Below are 25,925 nucleotides of genomic sequence, written 5' to 3' on the forward strand. Positions count from 1 at the left end.
GGAAGAGTGTTTGAATCAAAATACGTCGATGGTGAAACAATTCCTCCATTCGATGATGCTGTCTCAACCATTATTTCTTCCTACAAAATTGAAGGCGGCGGTAACACGATGTGTATCGCTATCGAGAATCTTGAGGGAAAGATATATCGGGTCATCAAGAGCATTGGACTCGGAGCATACATGTATGCCACCTCATCGCTGCATGATATTGGCCTCAAAGACATATTAGCGAAGAGCATTGATGGAAAAAATGGCTATGACGGTTGGTTTGTCGTAGTGTCGAGTAACAGGGGGTTGGACTGATTCCGTTTTTCATCATGGTAAGCTAGTGTCCTGAGTTAGAAGTTCGCAGACAAAAGCGTTCGATGCTGGCAATGATGTCATCGGCGGATTTGGTCCAGACAAAGGGTTTTGGACCGGCGTTATTGAGTTTGAGGTAATGGCGAATGGCATCCTCCAATTGACGGGTCGAACGATGGGTTCCACGGCGAATTTGTTTTTCGGTCAGAGTGGCGAACCAGCGCTCGACCTGGTTGAGCCACGAGGCGGAGGTCGGCGTGAAATGTACATGGAAACGCGGATGACGGGCGAACCAGTTGCGGATGGCGGGTGTCTTGTGCGTTCCATAGTTATCCATCACCAGATGAATGTCCAGGTCACTCGGAACCGATGCCTCGATCATACGTAAGAATTTCAGGAACTCGCTGCTGCGATGCCGCCGGTGCAACTGTCCGATGACCTCGCCGGTAGCAATATCGAGCGCGGCAAACAAGGTAGTTGTGCCATGGCGCTGGTAGTCGTGCGTGCGCCGTTCTGCGATGCCGGGGGCCAGCGGCAGGATAGGCTGGGTCCGGTCCAGCGCCTGTATCTGGCTCTTCTCATCGACGCACAGCACCATGGCCTTGACCGGCGGATCGATATACAGTCCAACGATGTCACGAGTCTTTTCGACAAACAGGGGGTCGGTGGAGAGCTTGAAGGTTTCTTGTCGATGCGGTTGCAAGCCGAAGGCACGCCAGATACGGCTGATCGCCGTTTGCGACAGCTTGGCTTCGCGCGCCATGGTGCGCGTGCTCCAGTGCGTGGCATTCGACGGTTGCTCTTCCAGGGTCTTGGCGATCACGGCATCGACACGCGCATCATCAATCGTGCGCGGCGCTCCCGAGCGGGGGGCGTCCAGCAAACCATCCAATCGCATTTGCACAAAGCGTCCGCGCCATTTCGACACCGTCTGCCGCGTCACCGCAAGCTTGAGCGCAACTTCCTGATTCTCCGCCCCACCGGCACATTCCAGAACAATGCGCGAACGCAAGGCCAGCGCTTGCGCCGTTTTGCGCCGCCGTGCCCAGGCATGCAATTGTTCTTGTTCAGCTTCGTTCAACACCAGCTTCGCTCTCGGTCTGCCTGCCATCTCGTCCTCGCTGTCTCGAACCCAATATCTGGGAGACAGCCAGCACACAAAATAATTCAACGAATTTCTAACTCACTACACTAGAGAGGTTTATGCAATACCTTGAGTCCAAAAGATTTCTATTTTACAGCCTCATCACCTGAAAAACCCCATAGATTCTATGGGCAGCGAAATCAGTCATCTTATTAGCGTGGCTTCCAGAGGGTCAGAAATATGAAGTTTAAAATTGGAGATACTACCGACACCGCATTATGCATTGTCCTGAAACATGAATTTTTGCGTTGCGAGGATTCGTTCAACGATTTTGCGGAATCTGCCAAAATCATGATTATGCAAGGCGAGAATCGGAGAATTGCCTACAAAACTTATAACGCATACGCCAGATTTATTCATCATCTGTATGAATTCATGATAGGTGCGATAGCAAGAGACCGTCAGAACACTGAGAAATTACCATCCGAAATGGCAGACAAATATATCGCGAGCCATACGCAGCGTAACTTAACAAACAGAAGGGAAGCCATTTTAAATGGAACTGCCGGGGCCTGGGAAAACCATATCAGTTTCTATCCTGAAAAAGTTCCCGACACCTTCGCTGAAGAGTTTCGCAAATTTCGGAATAAGGTCAGTGCTCACGTCAATTACGAAAGATCAGATCTAAGCCTGTCTGATTTCTATGAGAAAAATCACAAATATCTTGGCTTGCTCTATTTCGATGTTAAGAGTTGGTGGGGCCGATTAGAGAACGAATTTCCCGACCTAAAGGAAATCACTTCATTCTCAGTCCTCATAAAAGATACCCCACTTTCCAAACTACAGGTATAGCAACTCACATTTGATTTTCGCAGACCGAATAATTACAACTGTATTTACCCTTGATAACCTATTTTATCATGGATAAAATAGCCCACGAATATTCCCTCATCTCCAAAACCCAAAAACGCGGATCTTTCCGAAATTCCTAAATGAATCAGAAGTCTCGGTTTTGACCTTCGCGCAATATCACCAACTGAGCGAGGTGCCGCCGGCGATCGAATGGTTCGCCAATATTGATAATCTGCAAATACGGCGTGCCTATGAAAATGACTTGTGCGGCTTCATGCAGTTTGTCGGCATCGATCGGCCGCAAGATTTCAGGACCGTTACCCGGTCCCATGTTTTAGCCTGGCGCAAAACCCTGGGAAAAAAATCACTGGCCGGCGCCACCATCCGCAGGAAGCTGGCGGCGCTTGCCGCGAAGTTCAAATTTGAAGTGTTTGACAGCGTTGGTAACATACATCTGTTCGCGGGGAATATCGACTGCCGCCAGCGCCCTTGTCGGTAGTTGCCCGGCAGGGCCGACGAATGGGTGGCCCGTAGATCTTCCTGGTCTCCAGGTTGCTCACCGATGAGCATGACTGGTGCGTGCGGGGGACCTTCGCCGAAGACAGTTTGCGTGGCATTTTCCCACAGTGGGCAGGCACGACAAACTGAAGCTGCTATGCGCAAAGCCTCAATGGATCTGTCTACTTGTGCCGCAGGATGCGAGTTAATGCCTGATGGGGTTTTCATCGCGTTTGGTTCTCATGGGCAGACGATGAGAATATTCGCAACGAACAGGGTACTCGGTAGCGCCCTTTTCCGTATGCTTGGCAGACGAATACTCAGTTGAGCGATTAAGGCATTTCGCTAATGTTCCAATAGGCGTCAATCGAGCGCATGACTTCGACGAAGCGCCGGTAATCGACCGGCTTAACCACATAACCCGCAACGCCCAGGTTAAAACTGCTCATCTTATCTTGTTGCTCTTCCGATGTAGTCAGCACAATTACCGGAATACGCTTTAATTGATCATTATGTTTTACCACCTGCAGGAATTCAATACCATTCATGATCGGCATATTCAGGTCAAGCAGAATAATGCACGGCTTTTCGCTTGCCGGGTCTTGTAGATAAAGCAGCGCTTCCTCACCGTTTTCCAGGTGTACAACTGGGTTCGTTACATGGATCTCCTTCAGGGCGCGCATGACGGTCATTGTGTCGACTTGATCGTCTTCCACCAGAAGAATGGGCTTATTGGTAGTTTTCACGTTTCTTTTCCTTTATTGGAGTTAAGGTTTGCCGCAATTTTGGGTAGGGTGAAAAAAAATGTGCTGCCTTCGCCGGCTTTAGATTCGATCCAGATTTGTCCACTATACATCTCCACAATTTTTTTCACGACGGCCAGCCCAACACCCGTACTTTCTATCCTGTCGCGCGGGGCGAGCGTCTGGAACAATTGAAAAATTCTTTCGAAATGGCGTGACTCGATACCGGGTCCATTGTCGGCGATAGAGAACTTCCATTGTTCGCCCTCAACACTACAGGCAATGCGAATATCGCCCCGGGGCTTATCCATGTATTTAATAGCGTTGGAGAGCAGGTTCTGAAATATCTGTTGGATGCGGGTGGGCTCCGCAATGATGCGCGGCAAGGGATTTTCTACCCTGATAGCAATATTTGCGGGTGGGGACAGGAGGTCAATTACCTCATGCACCACCTGGTTGAGGTCCAGTTCTACCAGTGCCTCCCTCACGCGGCCTACGCGCGAATATTGCAATATACCATCGATCAGGTTACTCATGCGATGCACCCGGCTGACAAGCAGACGCATATGTTCCTTGCCTTCGTCATCGAATTTGTCGGCATAATCCGTGGAGAGCCAGTCCGCCAATGCGCCGATGGCGCGCAATGGTGCCTTCAAGTCGTGAGATACCACATGGGCGAAATTCCTTAATTCCTCATTGGCGCTTTCCAGTTCATCCATCAGGCGCGCTTTCTGCTCTTCCTCCAGCTTGCGTTTACTGATGTCACGTACAATGGCGACAAACATGCGGTGTTCTCCCCCGTGCATCTCGACCACGGCAAGATCCATGGGGAATGCAGTGCCACCTTTACGCAAGCCGGTCACTTCAGTAGTAACGCCAAGAGCCTTGGGCTTTCCCGTTTCCAGATATTGCCTGAAATCGTCAGCATAGTGACCCTGTTCCGGCCTTGGCTTCGGAAACAGCAAGTTAACATCCCGCCCGATAATTTCGCTTCCTGCATAGCCAAAAATCCGTTCGGCCGCCGGGTTAAAGGTTTTAATCACACCCTGTTCATCAATCGAGGTCACGCCATCGATCAGATTACTCAGTAAGGCGCGGGTATGCGCTTCGCTATCGCGTATTTGGCCAATGGTATCCACCAGACTATCCCGCATTTCCTTCAGGGCTTGCATAAGCTGGCCGATTTCATCGTTCGAACGGACCTCAATTTCCTGCATAAAATCACCTACCGCGACGCCTCGAGCAATTGTCACCACATTTTCCAGAGGCCGAAAAATTGCATCATTGAGCACGACACTAATCAATGCCGCCAGTACCAGAGCGATTGCTATCGACGCAACCAGAATGTTACGTATGGTTTCGTAGCGGCTCTGCTCCCGATCGTATTCCCGGCTGATTCCATCCAGTTGCAGCTTGACCAGCGCCTTGATGCTGGTATCGACCGGTATATAAAGGGGGCGAACTTTTTCTATAAGAATTCGGTACGCTTCCCCGATTTCATTTTTACGTAAAGCGATGACCGCCGGCTTTATACCTTCCGTGATAAATTTGTCCCGATCTTCGGCGAATTGCGCGGCAAGCGCTTTTTCTTCCGCATCATGGTGGCTTGAAATGTAAGCTTGCCAGGCTCGCGTCATTTTCTCGAGATCCTGGTCAACCACTTCGGTTTTGGTTCGAATAGTCTCGGGCGTCGGCATCATCAGGGCTGCCGTCACGGCGATTCGGTTCCGCAGCAGCAGCGATTCAATTTCAGCGACCTGCTTAAGCGGGATGGCGCGATCATGATAAACGGTTCTCAAGCCTTCAATCGCGTTACTCATGCCGAACAGGCCCAGCATTTCAATTCCCAGCAGAAATATCACGAGGACGGAGAGAATAAGGATCAGGCGCGATCTAATAGTCAAATTTTTAATCATATAACCTGGATGATTAGGAGAATGGCAATTGCCTGAAAGTCTGCAGCCTCAAGCCTGGCAAATTGCTAGCCCGGGATACCAGAAAGTGTTACGCGGTAAATCTCAGATTTTACTGCAACCCGGTATCTCTTGCGGAGCTGGTTTGGGGAGCGACCCGAGTCAGATGGATGATTGTGGATAAGATATGAAAGCAATTTCTCCGCGCATCAGCAAGGCCGGTTTTCATAGATATTTTCGCTAGAAATGATGATAGAAGCACCCATAAACGTCGAACCCTGGCGATAAAACCGCGCGCATATTCATTGTTCCGCCCAGCACGCTTGATACAGTCAGAAAGTGCTATTGAAATACCAATGATGATATGTACAATGTTTTAGCCTTTCTTGTATTGCATATTCCTGGTTACAACGTTCACGATTCGCTGGTTATTCTTTGCAGCATCTGGCAGTCCACTTCATATAAAGGATAAACGATCATGAAACTCAGTACCTTGTTTGCAGGATGCCTTTTCGCGTCAGTTGCTGCCATGCCGGCCGCCGCTCACCAGATTGTATACACAACCTCGCTTGATGGACCTAGCGAGGCTCCGCCGAATATTTCTCCGGGCACTGGTACGGCAAAAATCACCGTTGATTTCGATCTGGTAACGATGCGGGTTGAGGAAAGCTTCAGCGGCCTTCAGGGAAATGTTACCGCTTCGCATATCCATTGCTGTACGGCCGTGCCAGGAGCCGGCACCATCGGCGTGGCCACTACGTTACCCACATTTACGGACTTTCCATCTGGCGTGACATCGGGCACTTATGATCGCACCTTCGATATGACGGATGCCTCAAGCTACAATCCGGCATTCGTCACAGCCAATGGAAGCGTCGGTGGCGCCTTCAATGCACTGGTGGCAGGGCTGGATGGTGGTACCGCCTATGCTAACATTCACACCAATATATTTCCTGCCGGGGAGATTCGCGGCTTTCTCGCACCTATCCCTGAACCCGAGGCCTATGCCATGCTGTTGGCCGGTCTTGGTATGATAGGCGCGGTTGCTCGCCGCCGACGCGGCTGACCCGGAAAACGGGTTTTGACTTGAAGAACAACAAGGAGCCATCGGCTCCTTGTTTCCATCAGTGCTTGCTGTGGTGAGTTTTGCTGGCCTTAAAATTCAGGGATTCCCTAGAATACAGGCACTTTGGTGGCGTTCAGGGAGTTCAAGGGTATATTGATTTCCCTGGCTTTGGATTGAACTGCTGTCGAAGTCCTGCCTAACTTCAATGCAATTCGTCTTACCGGAATATGCTGCTCCGCGAGATTTCTTAAAATCTGCTCCTGCTGTATCGTCCAGGGTTTACCGGAATTGGCGGACTGCTGTCGCCTATCACGTTGCCGCCTTTCGCCCAACCTTTGTTGATGCTCTCGCGGTAAGGTTCTCACAGGAGTCTGTTCTTGAATCTGATGCGGCTTGCAGATCCCGGATACAATCTGTAGCGCCCTCAGGCGAATAGAATCGGCTGGTTCCTGAGATTCCGCGCTTTCGGATAGAATTTGAAGCAAACTAATAAGCTCCTTCCGAGCATGGGAGGGCAGGCCCGCCATGAGTGCCTCAAGGATGGAGTGAGAGCGTTCAAGTTCCTCAAGTGAATGTTCTGATCGCTGTTGATCTAACTCAATGACTTTCATAGTTTGATTTGGCTCCGTGACTTCCATTCTCACCCGCTAATGAGGTAGGGAATGGTTCGTTCTATAACCTGCCAGGAATTTCCTTAAAATTTCTATCGGCGCTGATTGAATCGAGGAATAATTAGTGCTGCCCGCGGACTAACAAACTTGATGTCAACCCTGGCGATTTGTTATCCCCCTTTCATATTTTCGCCTGTCTTTAGTTCCGTGCCATTTTGGGTTATCGATTTTTCTGCGTTCAATAGTTCTTCGATCTGACCAGAATGGCGAGGAGACAGGGCAGAATGAATGATCGGGTGCGAGCTTCCGGGTAGCAGGGGCATTCTTCTGCTTTTCGATATTGTGTTTTTCTTTACTAAATTTTTTACATAGTTCCGCGATTAAGTGCATGTCTTCTAATGACATAGACCTCATCGCGTCTATTACATCAATAATAAGAGACTCGCTGGGCTGATCGGACTGCATTCCAGCGCTCATGTCGCCTTCTCCAGTAGCGATCCACATCGGATAAGCGCCGATTCTGGCTTCAATTTCAATCAGATTTCTTCGTGGAACGCCTCTGCTTTTCCAGTTGTGGAGCGCTTGTTCCGAAATATTGAGCAGCAGGGCAACGGCCGCCTCATTTTTCGCTCCTCTGAGTTCCTTGGCTGCTTTTAGCAGACGCGCATAGCTATCTTCCATTTGTATGTTTGATCACCAATAATATTTATTGTAAACAGATTGTTTGATTAAATAAACTATTTGTTTACAATTTGCCATAAAAGAATAGAAGATGGAACACGACTAAAAATTACTTAATGCACCGGCATCCGAAGCTCCGGCTGCGCCAATCAGGCACTCAATGGATAACAATCGGCGCAATACAGGACATTGACTGTACCCAAGCTTATGCAGTATTACGCTAACCCCAATCACTTGTTATTCGCCGGAGAGGTGACCTCTAAAATAGTAATTCGTACTGACTGCCAGAAACTACGATTCAATCAAGGCAGTATCCTTACGTGAATAAAATACCTCGAACTGTTCGAATGTCAGTGGCCGGCTAAAAAGGTAGCCCTGGTAGGCGTCGCAGCCATGCTGGGAGAGGAAGTTTTTCTGTGCATTGGTTTCCACGCCCTCGGCAATCACGGATAACCCCATGCTTTTTGCTAGAACCAGAATGGCCCGAACAATAGTGGCGTCATGAGGGTCGGTTAGCACATCCCGGATGAAGGACTGATCGATTTTCAGCCAGCCCAGGGGCAGGCGTTTCAAATAATAGAGTGAGGAATAGCCGGTGCCGAAGTCGTCCAAAGCAAAACCCACACCGCGGGTTTTCAGTATAATCATTTTAGCAATGATGTCTTCCACATTGTGCACAAGAAGATTCTCGGTAAGCTCAAGCTTAAGTTTCCGTGGATTGGCGCCGGTGTGATCGAGTGCGGAGAATACCTGCTCGACGAAATCCGGATGGCGGAATTGACGGGGGCTGACATTTATAGCCATATTAAGCTGAGCTGTTTCCGGTCGTGCGGACCAGGCCGACAGTTGCGTGCATGCGGTTTCCAGCACCCAGTGGCCCAAGGGATAGATGAGACCGGTTTCTTCGGCGTGAGGAATAAACTCAGCTGGAGGCAACAGGCCGCGTCGTGAATGCTGCCATCGCACCAATGCTTCAACACCTGTCACATCCCCATTACTGTCCACCTGGGGCTGATAATGAAGGAGAAACTCACTTTTTTCTAAACCCTTGCGTAAATCGGATTCAAGAACCACACGGACATTCACGACTTCCTGCATGTCTGGATCGAAAAAACACATGGTGTTACGGCCTGATGCCTTGGCCTGATACATGGCAAGATCGGCCCGTTTCAGTAATTCGTCCAGTGTGGTTGGCTGGTCGTTGAATAGGGCGACACCAATGCTTGGAGTACTGTGGTGCTCATAGGCTCCCAAATGGAACGGCTCATTGAACGCAGCAAGAATTCTTTCGCACACCATCCTTATTTGAGCAACGGCTTCATGAGAATGTAAACCTAAATCACCTGTCAGGACTATCACAAATTCGTCACCCCCCAGACGGGCCACCGTGTCGCTTTCGCGTACACAAGAGACGAGACGCGGAGCCGCCTGCCGCAGCAGTAGATCTCCTATATCATGGCCGAGCGTGTCATTGAGGGTTTTGAAATTATCCAGATCAATAAACAATAGTGCACCCATGTTATGATTACGGGCACTTGCCGCCAGAGCCTGCTGCAGGCGATCAAGCAGAAGTTGCCGATTCGGTAGTTGGGTCAAGGAATCATAGAAGGCGAGATGGTGAATTTCGTTTTCTGCCGCCTTGCGTTGGGTGATGTCGGTGTTGATGGTGAGAATGGATTGCGGCTGGCCCTTGTCATTCCGAACCAGGGTCCAATGGCTTTCCGTTATTAAAGTACTTCCATCTTTGCGGCGTTGTGTGAGTTCGCCATTCCATTCATCGTTACGTAACACCAATTGCATCGCCTCATGGAAGGCTATGGAGTCATCATATAAAAGATTTTCTATGGATTTATCGTTCACTTCCTCCAGTGTCCATCCATAAAGCCGCTCAGCACCCTGGTTCCAAAACTGAATACGATGATTGATGCTGCGGACAATAATCGCGTCTTTTGCCTTGTCAAGCAGCGACGCCTGCTCGCGGATACGTGCATCGGCCACCCTGCGCGCCAGTTCAGCGTCTTTGCGCTGGGTGATATCCGAAAAGATAACAACAGTGCCAGTTGTTTTCCCATCCTCTATAATGGGGTGTGACGTAAATTCCACAGGCAGGCGTTTTCCATCTTTCCGCCAAAAAATATCGTCATCCGCGTGACTGGGCCGCTGGGTCTGGAGCGTCTGAAGGATTGCGCATTGCTCTGCCAGATAAATTGAGCCGTCGGCGTGACGGTCATGCGTCAATGTGTGCATGTGCTGGCCGAGTAAGTCCGATACCGGGTAACCCAGCATATTGGCTGCCGCACTATTGATGAACGTGCAGCGCCCTTCAAGATCAATTCCATAAATCCCTTTGCCTGTAGATTCCAGTAGCAGCAGTTTCTCCTGATATAGTTTCTCCCGCTCGGTCTCTGACCGCTTTCGCTCGGTAATATCGCGAAAATAAACAGCCAGGCCTTCTTCCGAAGGGTAAACATGGACTTCGAACCATTTAGCGAGCGGTGAATAGAAATCTTCAAAAGTCATCGAAGCATTCTCGTATAGTGCCCGGTGAAATTCGCGATCAAAGGTGCTGTCAATGGCCTCCTTGAATTCCTGGCAGACATTCTTGCCGAGAAGAGCAGCACGGTTTCGCCGCAATAGCGTTTCGGCTTCTTTATTCAAGTAGGTAAAGCGCCACTCGCGGTCGAGTGTGAAAAAAGCGTCAGTAATGCTTTCCAGTATTCTTTGAGTACGAAGTTTTGAGTTGGAGAGCTCCACGGTTACCGCTTGCTGATCTTCAATTGCGGATAGTAATTCCTTATTTGCTTGCCTTATGGCATCGACCTTTTCCTTGTTTACTGCGAGCATAAATGAAACGACGGCGGTCAGAATGCTTACCAGAATTCCGCCGAGCAATACGAGCAAGGGTTCCTGGCTATTGATGGCTTGCTCGAACCGGGGACGTGAAGCAACGTCAATCGTCCATGTCTGGCCATAAACCGGCATGGTGATTGTTTTTCTGAATCGCGGTACGGAAGCTTGTACAGGTTGATTCCTGTTACTGTCGAAAAGCAAAAAATCCTGTGCAACGGATTGGGTGTCAAAGATTTTTATATCAAGATCATCAAGCTCGACACGAAGAACGGCTCCGATGAAATCATCCATTCTGAAAGGCGCGTAGACATAGCCAACAAGCGATGAGCGTCTTTGCTCAAGTGTCCCCGGTAACTTTCCGGGCCCATAGTACGGTGTATACATGAGAACACCCGCCTGACCATCCGCTTCGGTTTCCTGCACAAGCCTTACCTTGCCGGAGAGCGTGGTCTTTCCGGAATCCCGGGCATGCGACATCGCTGCGCGCCGGACGGGATGTGAATACATGTCGTATCCCAGCGCCCGCATATTCTTTCCGGAGAATGGTTCGAGATAAACAATCGAGGTATATTCTTCCCGAGATGTCTCAGGCCAAACCCTATATGCTGGAAAACCTTCCGCACGCATCGAGGCAAGATGCGTGGCCATTTCATCCGGATGAATGTGTTTTGCAAACCCGATACCCAGAATTGCCGGGTAGCTATCCCCTAAATGTAGCGTACCCACATACTTGCGCCATTCATCGCGGGAAACGAATTCAGAAGCAAGCAAGTGCCCCAAGGCGCCTTTCAGTACTTGATCATAGTTTGAGAAGCTGGCCTGGATCTGTGAGACAACATCGGCCAAACGGCCATCAAACCGATTGTTTGCATCGCGCTCCTGTAAATCCCTGACAACCGACCAGCTCACTAGCGTAAGGGACAAAAAGACTGCGAATGTCAAAACGGCAACTATGTTCCGTGAAGGGATACGGTAGAAAAGGAAATTATTTCTGTAAATACTGATTTTCGTCTCCAATTGAGGCAGTCAGGATATTTCGCCAGAGCGGCTCAAAAAATTGACGTCAGCGGCGTGAATAACGCTGGCCAGCAGAGCTGGGCTCGTTTGAACCCTCGTCAGCCTTTGCGGATCTGCCGGGTGTTTTGCGGTGTTTATTGCGGCCCCATTTGCGTCGCTGGATTTCGCTTCACCAGCCCGGCTGCTCATTCATAGCTTATGCCATCCAAGCAGTAATCCATATCTGGGTAAGCACCGATCGTGGTTACCATTCAGCTGAAACTCCCACGGAGCGGTGCTCCCATTATTTCACTATGCAAGGCTTGCAATAAACGTCCTTATAATAAACAAATTGTTTATTAAAATAAACAGTTCGTTTATATTTTTATTGATATGAGGAATGAAAAGGAGAAAGACAGAATAAACCACCCCGCCGCAAGCAGCGGAGCATTAACTGCGCTCTTACAATTTGCTGGCTTGCAGCCGGTCTTCGCCCCAAGGGGCGGGGAATTAAACCCGCAGAGATTAAAAGTTAGTACATGCCAGACAGTCGTTCAAATCCAGCGATTGTTTTGATTGCCGATCGCGCTATAAACCAGGTGTCAGCGCCGCTTTTATCTCTTATTGTTCCAGTATTCAGGATAAACGAACCTGGCGTGTTCATACGGGTCGGTGCAAAGTATGTGATAGAATTTTTACAAGTACCAAGCATTTATCATTATTAGAATCTGCCCGGTTTTTGTATCAACTGCTAAAATGCCGGGTTCCGACATAACGTGACGCAATTTATTCAGCAAGTCAAAGCGCCCGGATGGTGAAATTGGTAGACACAAGGGACTTAAAATCCCTCGACTGGAAACGGTTGTGCCGGTTCGACTCCGGCTCCGGGCACCATAGAATCAGTGAGTTACGGTCAATCAGGGGATTGAATTGGCCCAGATGTCGTTATCATAGCGTGTTTTTTTTGCTAGAGGTAATCTCAAAATAAGCTCTTTTAACCTCTCTGAATACAGGTGAGAGTACCTTTCTGATGATTGAACCGAGTCATGACTAAGCGTTTGTCCGACTTCTCCCAACGCGGCACCTGACGATAGCGACGCCGATGCGAGAGAGTGCCGTTCATCATGCAGCCAGAGATGTTTCATTCCAGCTGCCTCCCTGGCCCTCCAAAACCTCAAATAGTAATATCTGCCTCTCCAGTTAAAAGGGACATACCGCAGCGCATTAATCGTATTCGGGCGGACAGGTATCATATGCGGCATACCGTTCTTGGTATCCGGCAACCAATCCATGCCTGATCATTGACGATTATGATCTGCTCTGGCCGCGAGGTAAGCATTTCCGATCTCCAAATCAGAAATCAATAGGGCGCTGCGCTGACCGGTTGAATCCATCCACCTTAGCATCGGACTATCTTCCGGTGGGGTCTTGCGATGATCGTAAATAACGCAAGCGTAGCCCTCGTTCAAACTTCTATTGCACTAATCGTTGAGGCTGCGATACAATTACGAATAATTCGCATTTACATCTGGATCAGGTGCCGGGCGCCTGGTCCGCAACGGGATGCCCATGTCTGTCGCCAAGTTTACCTTGCAGCAGGAAATCCAAGCGCTTTACAGCAACCATCATGGTTGGCTGTATGCATGGCTGCGCAAGAAATTAAGCTGCTCATACCGCGCTGCTGATCTGACGCAAGACATCTTTGTACGCCTGCTTTGCCGCGAAGAGCCGATATTGATTCAGGAGCCACGCGCATTTCTGACTACGGTTGCGAAGCGCCTACTGGCCAACCATTGGCGGCGCGAACAATTCGAGCGTATCTACCTTGAAGCACTAGCCCAAGCACCACAAGGACTTGCGCCGTCTCCTGAAGAGCGTGCTATTTTGCTGGAAACGCTTTTGGAGATCGATCGGGTGCTTGAAGGCTTACCACCCCTGGTCAAGAGGACGTTTCTACACGCCCAGCTTGATGGTATGAGCCAAGCCGAAATTGCGACCGAACTCAGCATCTCCATCACCACCGTCAAGCGCTACCTGTTGCGTGCTTGCACCCAGTGCTACTTCGGACTGGCACTCTCCTGACGGCAACTGAATGAGACTGGATGCGCGCTTTGGTAAGAATGGCGAGCCCGCAGGACGGGATCTCGATAATACTGAATGTAATGGCGTAGTTCAGAATTGCGACCGCCTCGTTCATCCGAGCGACATCCCACCTCGTGTCGCCCAGCACGCGGTGGAGTGGCTGATGGAACTTCAATCGGGCGATACAACCGATACGACTTGGCAAGCCTTGCAGCAGTGGCGTAGCCAGCACCCCGACCATGAACGTGCTTGGCAACATATCGAATCCATCAATAGCAAATTGCGCAGTGTGGGAGCGGTCTCGAGCATCGCACACGCCGCACTCACGCAGCCGCGTTCAGCCAAACGCCGTGAAACCATCAAGGCCCTCTCAGTATTACTCTTTGCCGGCGGCACCACTTGGATGGTCCATGACCAGACGCCATGGCGCGAATGGCTGGCCGACGAGCGCACCGGCGTGGGCGAGCGACGTACCATCCGATTAGCCGACGGCACCACAGTGGACTTGAACACGGACAGTGCCATCAGTGTGCACTTCAGTGCCTCCGAGCGGCGGGTACAATTGATCAGTGGTGAAATCCTGGTCTCTACCGGCAAAGAGGCCAGGTATACATCGCTTCCCTTCGTCGTCGAGACGGCGCACGGTGAATTGCGGCCGCTGGGCACGCGTTTCCTAGTGCGTCATCAGGGTAGTGCCAGCCACGTCGATGTTTTCGAAGGTGCTGTCATGATTTGCCCGAGCGATGGGATCGAGTCAATGCGTACACTGCACGCGAACGAGGGGGTTCGCTTCACCCGTGGCGCCATTGACGAGCCCGTGCAGACCAATGACGCTCACATCGCGTGGACCGATGGCATGCTTGTTGCCAGTGGCATGAGCCTGTCCGATTTTCTCTTCGAGCTTGGTCGCCATCGTCCAGGCTACTTGAGTTGCGATCCTTCGATCGCCGAGTTACGTGTCTCCGGCAGCTACCCATTAGTTGACACCGATCGTATTCTCGATATTCTGCGCAGTACGCTGCCAATAGAGATTCACTTCCTTACCCGGTATTGGGTCACGGTGCGACCACGGCATTCTTAGCTGTTGGAGTCTTACCACAATCAGTCACCGCAAAGCGCAAAAAGTCTGACCGGGGTGATCTGTTTTCGATTTTCGCGGGTCATAAGGGGTGAGCACATCATCGCCTCGTCCAATTGGATGGGCCTCAACTCCAGCCATCCAAAGAGAAATCGAACATTGAGCAACACAGCCGGACGGGAGCGCAATTCAGCATCTCGCGCTTAGCGTACCGGTATGCGCCATTGCTCGATCTTTGCCCTCACTTTGTTGCCAAGCTTGGCGTAAGCAGCAGGGGAGCCCACGCCAGCACCTATAGTTCCTAAAGCCTACGACATCCCTGTTAGCTCGCAGGAAGATGGACTCAACCACTTCGGACGCGAGATAGGCATCTGCTGGGTGACGGTGACCCTATTCAATATTCTGTTCACCATACTGTCGGTGGAAATTCACTTTCTGATGGGGTACCGGGCCGCGGTGCGGTCACGATGCTTCTAGCCGTTTATACCGTGTCGCAAGTCGGTCGCCGCAAAGTACAAAAAAAGTTTGGTCGGGGTGGTCTGTTTTCGATTCTCGCGGGTCATAGTAAATGAGCATCAAAACCATTCTCATAATTAGATCGGCGTTTACTCTAATCAGAAAACGACAAGAATGAATTTATCAATTGCGGCGGCGGCTAAATGCCAATTATTACGTAAATCGACTACCAATGAAGATTTGGTGTGGAATGCCGCAGTGGAATGGGTGATGCGCGGGCATGAAATTCTAACTCCGGATGAGCTTATAGAATTGATGACCTGGTTGAAAGCAGATCCTGCTCATTTGGCTGCTTATGATGAGGCCTCATATCTTTGGAAACTCACCGGGATTGCAATGCAAAAAACAGATTATTGATATTTATAAATTTTAATAGAAGGGGAGAATACTGTGTCACTTAGCCATATCAGCCATTGGGAATCCGGGCGCGGTTGGGTCATTGCGAATGTCAGGCAAGGCTCAAGAAATCGTTGCCGGATTCCGTTTCCTTTATTGCAAACGCTGCAGTGTGGATTAATCTGCTTTGGAGTGGGCGCTGCGATGATGCTTCCGCAAAACGTTTTAGCCGAGTCTGCGACCAGTAGCACAGCGTCCAACGGACTTGCAGTTCATCAGTTCAATATTTCTTCAGGGCCACTGGAAACGGCACTTAATGCGCTTGCAAAACAAGCAATGATACCTATTTCATTCGACAACCTGGATGTAAAAGATAAAACTGCCCAGGAACTGAAGGGCAGTTTTACTGCGCAGGCCGGGTTGAATCATCTGCTGTCCGGAAGCGGCCTGGAAGCCGTCGCACAATCGGGTGGCTATATCGTCAGGAAATCCGCCATAACAGCTAATCAGCCCGCGACACTGCCACCGGTCAATGTCACTGCACAGCCCATCATAGGCCCGACGGATGGCTATATGGCCACGAAAAGTTACACCGCGACTCGGACCGATACCCCCTTGCGCGATGTCCCGCAATCCATCACCGTGGTGACCAAGGATTTGATTAAAGATCAAAATATACTGAGCATGGATGCTGCAGTGCGCTACGTGCCGGGTGTCGGTATATCGCAAGGGGAAGGCAATCGGGATGCAGTGATTTTCCGCGGCAACAATTCAACGGGAGATTTTTTTGTGGATGGGTTGCGCGATGACGTTCAATATATTCGCGATTTTTACAACACTGACCGGATTGAAGTCCTGAAAGGAGCCAATGGCATGATTTTCGGCCGTGGCGGCGGCGGGGGCGTGATCAATCGCGTCACCAAGCAAGCCAGCTGGACGCCGATTACCGAGATTGGGGCGACGTATGGGTCCTATAGTCAGAAACGGGTGACCGTCGACATCGGCCGGGCCATCAACGAGGTGGCTGCGTTTCGACTCAATGCCATGTATGAGCACTCGAACAGCTTCCGTAATGGCTTTGAGCTGGAGCGTGGCGGGGTCAATCCCACGTTTACCATCAAGCCCACCGCGCGAACCACGGTTATCCTGGGCGGCGAATACTTTACCGACAACCGCACCGCAGATCGCGGCATCCCCTCTTTTGGGGCCACATTCGCGGGTGGAGGCATGCCCGGGGTCGTGGCTTCAGGCCGCCCCTCCGATACCCATCGGTCGACATTCTTTGGTAATGCGGCCACCAGCCCGACCCATACCGACGTCTGGGCATTAAACTCGACCCTCGAGCATGCGTTCGACAATGGGCTCACCGTGCGTAATCGCACACGTTATGCCAATTACGACAAGTTCTATCAGAACGTTTTTGCCAACGGTCCGGCCACGGCCCAGGATGCCACCGGAACGGTAGCCATCGCGGCATATAACAATGCGACTCAGCGCGACAATATCTTTAACCAGACGGATTTCCTGTACACGCTGAATACCTGGGGGATAAAGCACGAGTTCATGACCGGCGTGGAGTACGGCCGGCAGGTGACGACTAATCTGCGTAATACCGGGTTTTTCAATAATACCGCTACCAGTGTGAATGTCCCTTTTTTCAACCCCCTGGCCTTGACGCCCATCACCTACCGGCCCAATGCCACCGACGCCAACAATCACGGTGTGGTGGAGGTAGTGGGCGTCTATTTGCAAGATCAGATTACGCTCCATCCCCAGCTCAAAGCGGTCCTGGGCATACGCTACGATAACTTTGACACGAATTTCGTCAACAACCGTACCAGTACCCGGATCCATACCACCGATAATTTGGTCTCGCCCCGAGCGGGGCTGATTTACAAGCCCATCGAAACGATGTCGATCTACGGCAACTACAGCCTGGCCTATGTCCCGCGCGCCGGAGACCAGCTCTCCTCGCTGACGCCGACCAACGCAGCACTTAAACCGGAACAGTTCATGAATCTGGAGGTGGGCGCAAAATGGGATATCCGTCCCGACCTGTCCCTGACTACGGCGTTGTATCAGTTGGAACGCAATAATGTCATCGTTCCCGTTCCCAATGATCCTACCCGGACCATGCTGGTTGACGGTCAGCGTGCCAGAGGCGCCGAAGTGGGCTTGATGGGCCGCATCACCCCGCAATGGAGTGTCATGGGAGGCTACGCCTATACGGATGCCGAGATCACCAAGACCCAATCACTCACTGCCCAGGCGGGTGCGGTCGTGGCGCAGGTCCCCAAACATACCTTCTCGATGTGGAATCGCTATGATTTCGCGCCCTGGCTGGGCTTGGCTCTTGGGGTAGTTCATCGCACCCACATGTACGCCGCGGTGGATAATACCGTGCTATTGCCGGGCTTCACGCGACTGGACTCAGCCATGTACGTCAGGCTCAACAAGACGCTGCGCGTCCAGGCGAATATCGAGAATATCGCCGATATCGAATATGTCGCATCTGCCAACAATAACAACAACATCATGCCGGGTGCGCCGCGCATCTATCGCTTGACGGTTGTTGCCAATTTCTAGATTCGGATTCGGAATCGTTCAGGTATGCCCCATTCATGAATATCCCAACTGGGAATTAGTGAATGGGGCATCTTGAATGCTCTGCCTAAAAAATGCTATCCCAAAATGGGGCATACCTTAACTCTAGCGGGTTTCATAGATGCATAAATACGCTGGCATAGAATCTATTGAGCGAATAATTGTTAGAAGTAACAAGTATTAAGATAGCTGATGGCTTGATGTAAATTCAATCCAAATATTCCCTCTCTTTTGGCAGGGAAGCCTTTGCCTAGGCGGGATGGTAACTTTTATCAATTGATAAGCCCCCAGGATTTTGCCTACAAGGTGTCCGATCCTGGGCCTTTGGGATATCTTCGAAATGCATATTTTCAAACAGCAGTTCTCTATCCTGAGAATTGCTATGCTTTATTTGGCGTTACTCTCTGCGGGCGCGATAGCATTGTTGTCATACCGAAACATCCAGGCGGGGGAAAAAGCTAATGAGTAGTATAGGATCAGTCAACGAGTAGTCAATCTCAGCCAGGAAATACTTTCCTAGGGCCTGTTAACACTTATTTTGCACCCGCGACGGCGACGGATTTCATCCAGCACGAGGCATGAGCCGTGCGGCGGAGCAGGCCTCCGTAAGCAGCGAGTAACGAAGGGCTGGATGAAAGCCGTCCCGTCCCTTCGGGTTGCGCACAAAAAACGCGGATGCCGCGTTACGAAGTTTGGTCATAGGCCTGCTATGGCCTGCGCTTCGCGCCTTGCCTCCGCGTTTTTTGTGTAGCAACGCGGGTGCGAAATAAGTGTTAACAGGCCCTAGCTTAAGGATGCTGAAACTGGGCAGCGTGAATTTATTCTGACGGGTGAAGAACAATACCTTGAGCCATATAATCATGCCGTCGGGGCCATACCGGAGTTGCTGGAGCAATTCGAGACCCAAGTTAGCACGTCTAAATTGGATCAATTTGAGAATATGCGAAATCTAGAACCGGTGGTTTTAGCCAAACTTGCCGAGTTGAGAGATGCCCTTGAGCTCAGTCGATCAAACCGACAAATGGAAGTAAAGAAAATCCTTGAGTCGGATCGCGGGGTAATGCTTATGAATGAAATTCGCGGTCATTGTGTTGCCATCGACGAAATTGCAAAAATTCGCATTGCAGGATCTGTCGCTGCGGCAGAGAAAAGTTCAAGTATCTTAAGATTGATGAGCATGTCCGCCAGCATTCTTCTCTTTGTTTTTCTTTCCATCTCAGCGGTAGCTACCTTTCATCACGACGCGCCGTAAAGTGCCTCCCGGACCGGCCACACCAAAAAGCGTGGAACCCGAGCCCTTTAGTACCTCGATACGCTGACAAATTAGCCACGGCAGTTATGATCGCCAGTCCTATGCCGAACTCATGGTGGACCGGTCGTCGTCGGGCGTAATTCATTCTTAAGGCAGGATAATGCTTTGTTGTGGAAGTCCGGTCGATGGTGGCTGATGATTTCATCACCAAGCCTTTAAATGAACGGCCGTACGAACCTCCGTATGCAGTTTGCATGCAATGCCGGTATCTGTTTAACAACCAGTGAGGAGTCGTTCTTGTGACTGTGAGCTTGGGAGTCACGACTGGGAGCATACGATTGCATTATAGCTCTTTCTAATCATAACCATTGACAATGATTCTCATTCGCATATTATGTCCATCGGAATTGAGAATTAATATTTACTTTTAGACCTTTTATTGTAGGTCAAACTTTTTAGTATCTGAAGCAGATTAGTAAACCGGCACCCCGGTTTTCCCGCCAGCCGTCGGATGTTCCATCTGACAAAGCCAGCTGCCCATGAAGCCTTTCGAAAGAAAGGCTTCAGTATCACCTGCCAGCCAGATCTCACGATTTAAGCCAGCTCGATAAGAAGACGCACGCATACGCTTGATTATGTACCGCATCGATACGTTGCAGGTATGTGCCGGGTTACGTAAAAGGCATACGCATATTTAATTCATTTATATATGGAGGGTTTTGACGTGAAATTGAGAACTATGAGTGTAATTGCCGGACTGCTGCTCGCGAGTCCAGCCCTTGCCGACATCACCAACGGGCCTGATCCTTATACTGCGGGTTTCGGCTTCGATAAGCCCGATGACGCCACCGCTGCGTGGGGCGGCTGGACCCGCGGCGACGCGGGCACTGCCTATGCGGAGTGGGATACCTTTTCAGGTGCCCCCGGCACTCCCTATTCCACGGTTTATGGCTCATCCGGGGTGAGCAACAGCACATTGACCTGGAATACCGTCACGTTTGCGGCAAGTACCTCGGGAAATCTGTACAGCTTCTCCGGCACCCAGGTGTATGACATCGATATCACGTCATCTACCGCGTTCAGCGGCCCCGTCACCGTCGCGCTACAGTTCGAGACCTGGGGCACTGCAATGGATTACAGCAGCATTCTGCTGAATGGCGCAGCGCCTACCAGCGGTGCCGTAACCTATTCCGACCCCGCATTTTCCAGCTCCATGGGGCCGGTCGAGCTGAACCAATATCTCGCAGTGTGGACGCTGAATTCGGCGCCCACTAATTTCCACATCGATCTGCAAAGCGCCGGCCCCCACCAGAGCTTTGCACAGGTTGCCGTGGATATCGCCGCTCCCATACCGGAGCCTGGTGAATGGGCCATGCTGCTGGCCGGACTTGGCTTGATGGGCGCTATTGTCCGGCGACGTAACGCGAAAAGCGCCTGATGCATAGCAAAGAGTGATTGTGCGCAGCCCAGCCAGATGTTGCACGAATGTAAAGTCCGCCTTCTGGCGGGCGCGCTACTGATGCTTGCATGTACGGCATACGCCGAGACCGCTATCAAACCGGTCTCTACTCCTTCTCCATGCGAGGGACGTGAACCTGAAGGTCCAGTCGCTCCCATGTCACCGGAATCCACTCCTGCAGCCGGTTCCCAGCTGACCGCGGGAGTCCCGTGCGTTGATTCCCCACCCAAAGAGGCGGAAGGCACCGGAAATATGCTCCGCACCATCTCGGTATCCGCTCCTCGGGTAGAGCGGGATATGAAAAACGTGCCCGTCACGCTAAACGTCATTTCCGCCGAAACGATCAAGGAACAGATGGCCACGTCGATCAAGGATCTGATCCGCTATGAGCCAGGCATCTCGGTGGGCAACAATCCATCCCGGTTCGGCCAGAGCGGCTTCAACATCCGGGGACTGGATGGAAACCGCATACTGATCCAGATGGATGGCATACGTCAGCCGGATAATTTCATCATCGGCGGCTTCTCCAACGCCGGACGCAACATGGTCGATGTCGGCATGCTTTCCGGCGTTGAAATCCAGCGCGGGGCCGGCTCCTCATTGCAAGGTTCGGAGGGGTTGGGCGGTGTCGTATCCTTTCGATCACCCGAACCGGAAGATTTTCTGAAGGGCCGTTCCTTTGCCATCAGTCCCGAGGGTATCTATCAGAGCGTGGATCGCTCGCTGGGGCTTATCGGTACTGTGGCGGTTGGGAATGAATATCTCAAGCTGATGCTGCGAGGGGTTCAGCGCAACGGTCACGAAACCGCAAACATGGGCACGGTGGGCGGTACGGGCATCAATCGCACCAAACCCAATCCGCAGGATGTGGATACGATGAACGGGCTCGCCAAGCTCGTTTTCACCCCGTTTGCCGCCTACCGTGCGACGTTTGCGGCGGAAGGCTTCGAAAGAGTCGTGGATACCGATGTATTGTCCTTGCCAAGAGGTTTGACCGTTGGCCTTACGGCCAAAGATACGTATGACCGTAACCGCATTTCGCTCGATCAACGTATCGCGAACACGCCGCTGGGAATCATCAATTTAAAACTCTATCAGCAGACAAGCAGGACTAAGCAGTACACGCATGATGAGCGTCTGCTGCGTTTTCTCGCGGGCAATCAAAATGCCTTGATTGAACGCTGGTTTGATTTCAAGCAAACACTCACCGGCGCAAAGCTGCAAACGGAATCGGTATTTGAAATGTGGGGCGCCCACAGCCTGACCTGGGGTGGAGAAGCATTCCGTACGGATACCATACAGGGACGTGACGGTCTGGACAGTAATCTCACGCTCGGCACACAGTCTAACCGGATTGGTCTGGAGGTGCTTCCGACGCGGGATTTCCCTCCATCAAGCGCTACGCAGTTGGCGGCATTCTTCCAGGATGAATGGTGGCTCTCCGATCGGGTAACCATCATCGCGGGACTGCGCTATGACAACTACTTTCTCAACCCCAAGCCTGATGCGCTCTATACGGCACGTAATCCAGGGGTAGATGTGGCCGATGTCAGGCTGAGCGCATTCTCTCCCAAACTTTCCGGCATCTGGCACATGGGACGCGGTTTCTCAGCCGTTGCCCAGTATTCGCAGGGGTTCCGGCCGCCGCCCTACAATGATGTGAATATCGGCTTTACCAATATGGGAGCACGTTATACGGCGGTTGCCAATCCCAATCTGAAACCTGAAATCGTGCGTGGTGTCGAGCTATCGTTGCGTCATAACAGCGACAGGGGCACCGCATCTTTTACCGCCTACGATAACCGGTACGAGGATTTCATCGACTCTTCGCGCCCACTTGTCTGTCCGGGCGATCCTCTCTGCGTGCCGGGATTATCGACATTCCAGTCCCGTAATCTGCCCCGGGTCCGCATCTATGGTTTTGAAGGCAGGCTGGACCAGCAGATTTACCCGGGATGGCGTTTGCGGGCCAGTTTCGCCTGGACAAAGGGACGCGATCTGGATACGGGGCTTCCCATTATTCAAGTCAATCCGGCCACCGGCGTACTTGGCCTGTCCTATGAACGAGGATCGCTACGCATTGAATCACTTGTCACTGCCGCGATGAGCAAAACGGCCGGTGAATCAAGAGGGGTGGAACGTCTGCTGTTGCCGCCTGGTTATGCGGTGGTGGATCTCCTCGCCCACTGGAAATTCGCGCGAACCGGCAGGTTGTCCGTAGGGATATTCAATCTGCTGGACGAGAAATACTGGCAATGGGCAGATGTGCCGGTTAAAGATGTACACACAGCCGACTCGGTCGGCGGACCTGATCGCTATACGCGGCCCGGTCGTAACTTTTCCGCAAGCCTCAGTTATCAATTCTAAACCATGAAAAATTCCAGAGACCAAAAATACATGTCAACGTTCAAATACTGTTATTGCTTTGCGCTGGTTGTACTACTGGCGGTGACATCGATCAAATCCGGCTTTGCGGAAGAGTCCTTAAGCAGAAAGGACCGATTGACGGGTTTTCTGGTGGTGGCTGCGGATCGCGGTTTTGTCGGCAACGAAGAAATTATCGATGAGTTCCAGCTATTTGCAAAGGGACGAAACGCATCGTTGATATTCGTTACCGATTCACGCACACAAAATTATCTCGGCACAGGCGTCGATCAGCTGTTGAATAAAGGGGCGGAGCGTATTGTGGTGATGCCTTTATTCATCTCTGCCGCGGACCCCCGAAACATACTAGCCCGCCAATTGCTGGAGCACGGGAAGGTTGCGGTGCCGGTTTCCTATGTCCGCCCTTATGGGGAAAGCGTCTTTGCGGTTGAGGATCTGGCCGATAAATTCCGTACTATCAGGCAGCCTTCAGATACAAGCCTGATAGTAATGGGCTATGGTGCGGTCGATAATGATAGCGAGCAGAAGATGCTGACGGACTGGCGGCGCATTGTAGAGAAGGCCGCCGCCGGTTTTGGCTTTTCATCGATCAAGGTGCTGATTGGCCATGATAAAAAAGATGAAGACGCGGAGAAGGATACCGCTGGATTAAAGCAGGCAATGGCCGATGCCGCAGGCAGCGGGGTCAATACCGTCGTGGTGCCGTTTCATCTCGGCCCCAGGTTCGACAGCATGATGTCTTTCGACGCAAAGCTTAAATGGTTGTTGCCTCATGGCGTCCAATTAATCGGTGACGGCAATTCGGATACCCACGCAGCAGATGACAGGGCCAATTCCAACAAAGATGCCACTGCAATTTCCCGGGGATTGGCGACTTGGTTGCAACGTGAAGCCAACCGCAGCCAGCCACTTGCTGCCGAAGATACCGGCGTTGTGTTCTTATCTCATGGCGCCGATTTTAACTGGAACGAGACCATGCGCGAGGCGGTGCTGCCGCTGATGAAACGGTACAAAATCGAGTTCGCTTTTTCCATGGCCGATCAATCGACGATCGAACGCGCTATCCGAAAATTGGAGCAACGTGGGGCAAAGGCCGCGATTATTGTGCGTGTATTTGCCATGGAGGACAGTTTTCGCAAGCCCGTAGAACGAATGGCCGGCCTGGATATAGAAGGTGCGGCACAGGACGCGGTAGGTGTTCATGCCGCGCACGGTCATGATCATGGTCATGGTCATGGAGCCCCCACCGTTCCGGTACCCCGTATTCGAACCAGCCTGCCGATTCAAACCGTGGGCGGACTTGGCTCCAGCCCCTTGTTTGCGACCGCGTTACTTGATCGGGCGCTTGCACTGTCTAAAAATCCAGCGCGCGAGACCATTATCCTGGTCGCGCATGGTTCTGGCAGTGATCATCAGAACAGGCAATGGAAAAAGGCGTTGGAGGAAATCGCAGAGCACATGCGTAATGGGCAAGGGGATAAGTTTCAAGCAATCAAGGTGGCGACATGGCGCGAGGACTGGCCCGACAAGCGTGCGCCCTGGATCGAAAAAGTGCGGAATATGGTCGGGGATGCAAAAAAAGAAGGAGGGCAGGCTATTGTAATTCCAGCCCGAACTACCGGACAGGGGATGGAAAAAATGTTTCTGGCCGGGCTTGACTATGAGTTAGGCAGCGGCTTTGCCCCCCATCCGATGTTCGTGCAATGGGTGGATGAAAACGTCAAGGCAGGACTGGCGCAATTGGCGGAGGGTCGCCATGCCGCCCGGATCAATGAGCAGGATTACGTCTCAAATTCGGAAGCCGAATTATGGTGGTAACGCTTAGAAACAAGTTCCCCAGCCGCTACTCACCCGCAATCAACCCAATGCCACCGGGGCGCATGCCGAAGACTATGGCATCTGGGGAGGCTCCATTTGGTTCAATGCTAACAATGACTGGTATTTTGGCGAGGATTCGAGTGGCTTGGGGCCTGGCCATCCGGATTTTCTCACCACCACTACCCATGAGTTGGGCCATATTCTCGGCTTTGGCGAAGCGGATTCTTGGCATTCCCAAATAGACAATGCCAGAGGAACCTTTCTCGGCGCAAGCTCTGTGGCAGCCTATGGGAACCCGGTACCGCTGGATCAGTACCGCATGCATTGGGCTTATGGTACAGCCAGCACGCTTGACGGCATATTGCAGAACACCATGATGGATCCCAGTACTGTCAAAGGGCAACGCGAACTACCTACCGTATTGGATTATGCGGGGTTTCGAGATATCGGTTGGCAGGCGTCGCCAGTGCCTGAGCCGGGCGAATGGGGCATGCTACTGGCTGGCTTGGGGTTGATCGTATTTGCAACACGCCTTCGTCAGGCGCCGACAAGAGGAATGATGAGCAGGCAGAATATTGCGGCGCCAATACTCTGTTGACATCGTCCATCGCTGCCCTTAGCTTGCCCTATCTATGGTCAGCCGAATCTCGCTCTCGAGTTCCTGAATACACACATGTTGATACCACAGCAGTCACAATTCTTTTATATCAGGCACTTCCAACTCAATACCCTTTCTAAGTCCGCGAACCCAGACTTACTTCAAGATCGTATGGATTTTTGTTAGTCCTAACTTGAGTAATA

Annotated in this window: 19 protein-coding genes, 1 tRNA gene and 2 pseudogenes; 14 read left to right on the forward strand and 8 right to left on the reverse strand. The window is 51.4% G+C overall.

Annotated elements, in window-relative coordinates; translation table 11 throughout:
* Positions 1-6 precede the first annotated feature (6 nt).
* Complete coding sequence (locus BLR00_RS08660) at positions 7-303, forward strand: hypothetical protein (RefSeq protein ID WP_074631984.1); 297 nt, start codon at positions 7-9, stop codon at positions 301-303.
* A 22-nt stretch (positions 304-325) separates the two neighbouring features.
* On the opposite strand, the gene BLR00_RS08665 is transcribed toward BLR00_RS08660, so the two are convergent.
* Positions 326-1,411 carry an IS630 family transposase gene (locus BLR00_RS08665; RefSeq protein WP_074631760.1) on the reverse strand — a complete coding sequence of 362 codons (1,086 nt, stop codon included), beginning with the start codon at positions 1,409-1,411 and terminating at the stop codon, positions 326-328.
* Between the two features lie 213 nt (positions 1,412-1,624).
* On the opposite strand from BLR00_RS08665, the gene BLR00_RS08670 reads away from it, so the two are divergent.
* Together BLR00_RS08670 and BLR00_RS16955 are read left to right on the forward strand one after the other, a co-directional pair.
* Complete coding sequence (locus tag BLR00_RS08670; protein ID WP_074631985.1) at positions 1,625-2,236, forward strand: hypothetical protein; 612 nt, start codon at positions 1,625-1,627, stop codon at positions 2,234-2,236.
* 274 nt (positions 2,237-2,510) lie between these two features.
* Positions 2,511-2,600 (forward strand): annotated as a pseudogene (locus BLR00_RS16955) (hypothetical protein); the annotation flags it as partial.
* Here BLR00_RS16955 and BLR00_RS16960 read toward each other — a convergent pair.
* From BLR00_RS16960 to BLR00_RS08685, 3 genes are all read right to left on the reverse strand, one after another.
* Positions 2,601-2,720 (reverse strand): hypothetical protein, encoded by a 120-nt coding sequence (locus BLR00_RS16960; RefSeq protein ID WP_256324195.1) that lies wholly within the window; start codon positions 2,718-2,720, stop codon positions 2,601-2,603. It abuts the pseudogene before it with no gap.
* A gap of 346 nt (positions 2,721-3,066) precedes the next feature.
* Positions 3,067-3,480 (reverse strand): response regulator, encoded by a 414-nt coding sequence (locus BLR00_RS08680; RefSeq protein WP_074631987.1) that lies wholly within the window; start codon positions 3,478-3,480, stop codon positions 3,067-3,069.
* Positions 3,477-5,381, reverse strand: a complete 1,905-nt coding sequence (locus BLR00_RS08685; RefSeq protein WP_256324092.1) for a Tar ligand binding domain-containing protein — start codon at positions 5,379-5,381, stop codon at positions 3,477-3,479. Before BLR00_RS08685 ends, BLR00_RS08680 begins: the two co-directional genes overlap by 4 nt.
* Positions 5,382-5,868: 487 nt before the next feature.
* Here BLR00_RS08685 and BLR00_RS16965 point away from each other — a divergent pair, with 487 nt between their 5' ends.
* Complete coding sequence (locus BLR00_RS16965; protein ID WP_074631989.1) at positions 5,869-6,456, forward strand: CHRD domain-containing protein; 588 nt, start codon at positions 5,869-5,871, stop codon at positions 6,454-6,456.
* Positions 6,457-6,563: 107 nt separating this feature from the next.
* Here BLR00_RS16965 and BLR00_RS16970 read toward each other — a convergent pair whose 3' ends face one another.
* The 3 genes from BLR00_RS16970 to BLR00_RS08705 all read right to left on the reverse strand — a co-directional run bounded on the left by BLR00_RS16970 (position 6,564) and on the right by BLR00_RS08705 (position 11,522).
* Positions 6,564-7,067: a hypothetical protein gene (locus BLR00_RS16970; RefSeq protein WP_107797648.1), complete on the reverse strand. Its 504-nt coding sequence runs from the start codon at positions 7,065-7,067 to the stop codon at positions 6,564-6,566.
* Positions 7,068-7,220: 153 nt separating this feature from the next.
* On the reverse strand, positions 7,221-7,748 hold the full coding sequence (locus BLR00_RS08700) for a helix-turn-helix domain-containing protein (RefSeq protein ID WP_074631990.1): 528 nt from the start codon (positions 7,746-7,748) through the stop codon (positions 7,221-7,223).
* A gap of 291 nt (positions 7,749-8,039) precedes the next feature.
* A complete protein-coding gene (locus BLR00_RS08705; protein WP_143007632.1) occupies positions 8,040-11,522 on the reverse strand; it encodes an EAL domain-containing protein in 3,483 nt (1,160 codons plus the stop codon).
* A gap of 877 nt (positions 11,523-12,399) precedes the next feature.
* Here BLR00_RS08705 and BLR00_RS08715 point away from each other — a divergent pair.
* The 5 genes from BLR00_RS08715 to BLR00_RS08740 all read left to right on the forward strand — a co-directional run bounded on the left by BLR00_RS08715 (position 12,400) and on the right by BLR00_RS08740 (position 18,192).
* A tRNA-Leu gene (locus tag BLR00_RS08715) sits at positions 12,400-12,488 on the forward strand.
* 675 nt (positions 12,489-13,163) lie between these two features.
* Complete coding sequence (locus tag BLR00_RS08725) at positions 13,164-13,676, forward strand: sigma-70 family RNA polymerase sigma factor (protein WP_074631994.1); 513 nt, start codon at positions 13,164-13,166, stop codon at positions 13,674-13,676.
* A gap of 10 nt (positions 13,677-13,686) precedes the next feature.
* Positions 13,687-14,757, forward strand: a complete 1,071-nt coding sequence (locus BLR00_RS08730) for a FecR domain-containing protein (RefSeq protein WP_081346689.1) — start codon at positions 13,687-13,689, stop codon at positions 14,755-14,757.
* 627 nt (positions 14,758-15,384) lie between these two features.
* Positions 15,385-15,627, forward strand: a complete 243-nt coding sequence (locus BLR00_RS08735) for a FecR/PupR family sigma factor regulator (RefSeq protein WP_074631995.1) — start codon at positions 15,385-15,387, stop codon at positions 15,625-15,627.
* 183 nt (positions 15,628-15,810) lie between these two features.
* The gene (locus BLR00_RS08740; RefSeq protein WP_256324093.1) at positions 15,811-18,192 is read left to right on the forward strand and encodes a TonB-dependent siderophore receptor; all 2,382 of its coding nucleotides are present in this window, start codon (positions 15,811-15,813) and stop codon (positions 18,190-18,192) included.
* A gap of 580 nt (positions 18,193-18,772) precedes the next feature.
* On the opposite strand, the gene BLR00_RS16660 is transcribed toward BLR00_RS08740, so the two are convergent.
* Complete coding sequence (locus BLR00_RS16660; protein ID WP_176759960.1) at positions 18,773-18,910, reverse strand: hypothetical protein; 138 nt, start codon at positions 18,908-18,910, stop codon at positions 18,773-18,775.
* A gap of 99 nt (positions 18,911-19,009) precedes the next feature.
* On the opposite strand from BLR00_RS16660, the pseudogene BLR00_RS08750 reads away from it, so the two are divergent.
* From BLR00_RS08750 to BLR00_RS08770, 5 genes and pseudogenes are all read left to right on the forward strand, one after another.
* A pseudogene (locus tag BLR00_RS08750) lies at positions 19,010-19,462 on the forward strand (CHASE3 domain-containing protein); the annotation flags it as partial.
* Between the two features lie 724 nt (positions 19,463-20,186).
* Positions 20,187-20,900 carry a PEP-CTERM sorting domain-containing protein gene (locus tag BLR00_RS08755; RefSeq protein ID WP_218124315.1) on the forward strand — a complete coding sequence of 238 codons (714 nt, stop codon included), beginning with the start codon at positions 20,187-20,189 and terminating at the stop codon, positions 20,898-20,900.
* Positions 20,901-20,936: 36 nt separating this feature from the next.
* Positions 20,937-23,288 carry a TonB-dependent hemoglobin/transferrin/lactoferrin family receptor gene (locus tag BLR00_RS08760; protein WP_074631998.1) on the forward strand — a complete coding sequence of 784 codons (2,352 nt, stop codon included), beginning with the start codon at positions 20,937-20,939 and terminating at the stop codon, positions 23,286-23,288.
* A gap of 30 nt (positions 23,289-23,318) precedes the next feature.
* Positions 23,319-25,124, forward strand: coding sequence for a sirohydrochlorin chelatase family protein (locus BLR00_RS08765; protein ID WP_074631999.1), 1,806 nt, complete (start codon positions 23,319-23,321; stop codon positions 25,122-25,124).
* Positions 25,125-25,269: 145 nt separating this feature from the next.
* A complete protein-coding gene (locus tag BLR00_RS08770) occupies positions 25,270-25,722 on the forward strand; it encodes a PEP-CTERM sorting domain-containing protein (protein WP_074632000.1) in 453 nt (150 codons plus the stop codon).
* Positions 25,723-25,925 lie beyond the last annotated feature (203 nt).

Source organism: Nitrosospira multiformis (assembly GCF_900103165.1).
Taxonomy (GTDB): Bacteria; Pseudomonadota; Gammaproteobacteria; order Burkholderiales; family Nitrosomonadaceae; genus Nitrosospira; species Nitrosospira multiformis_D.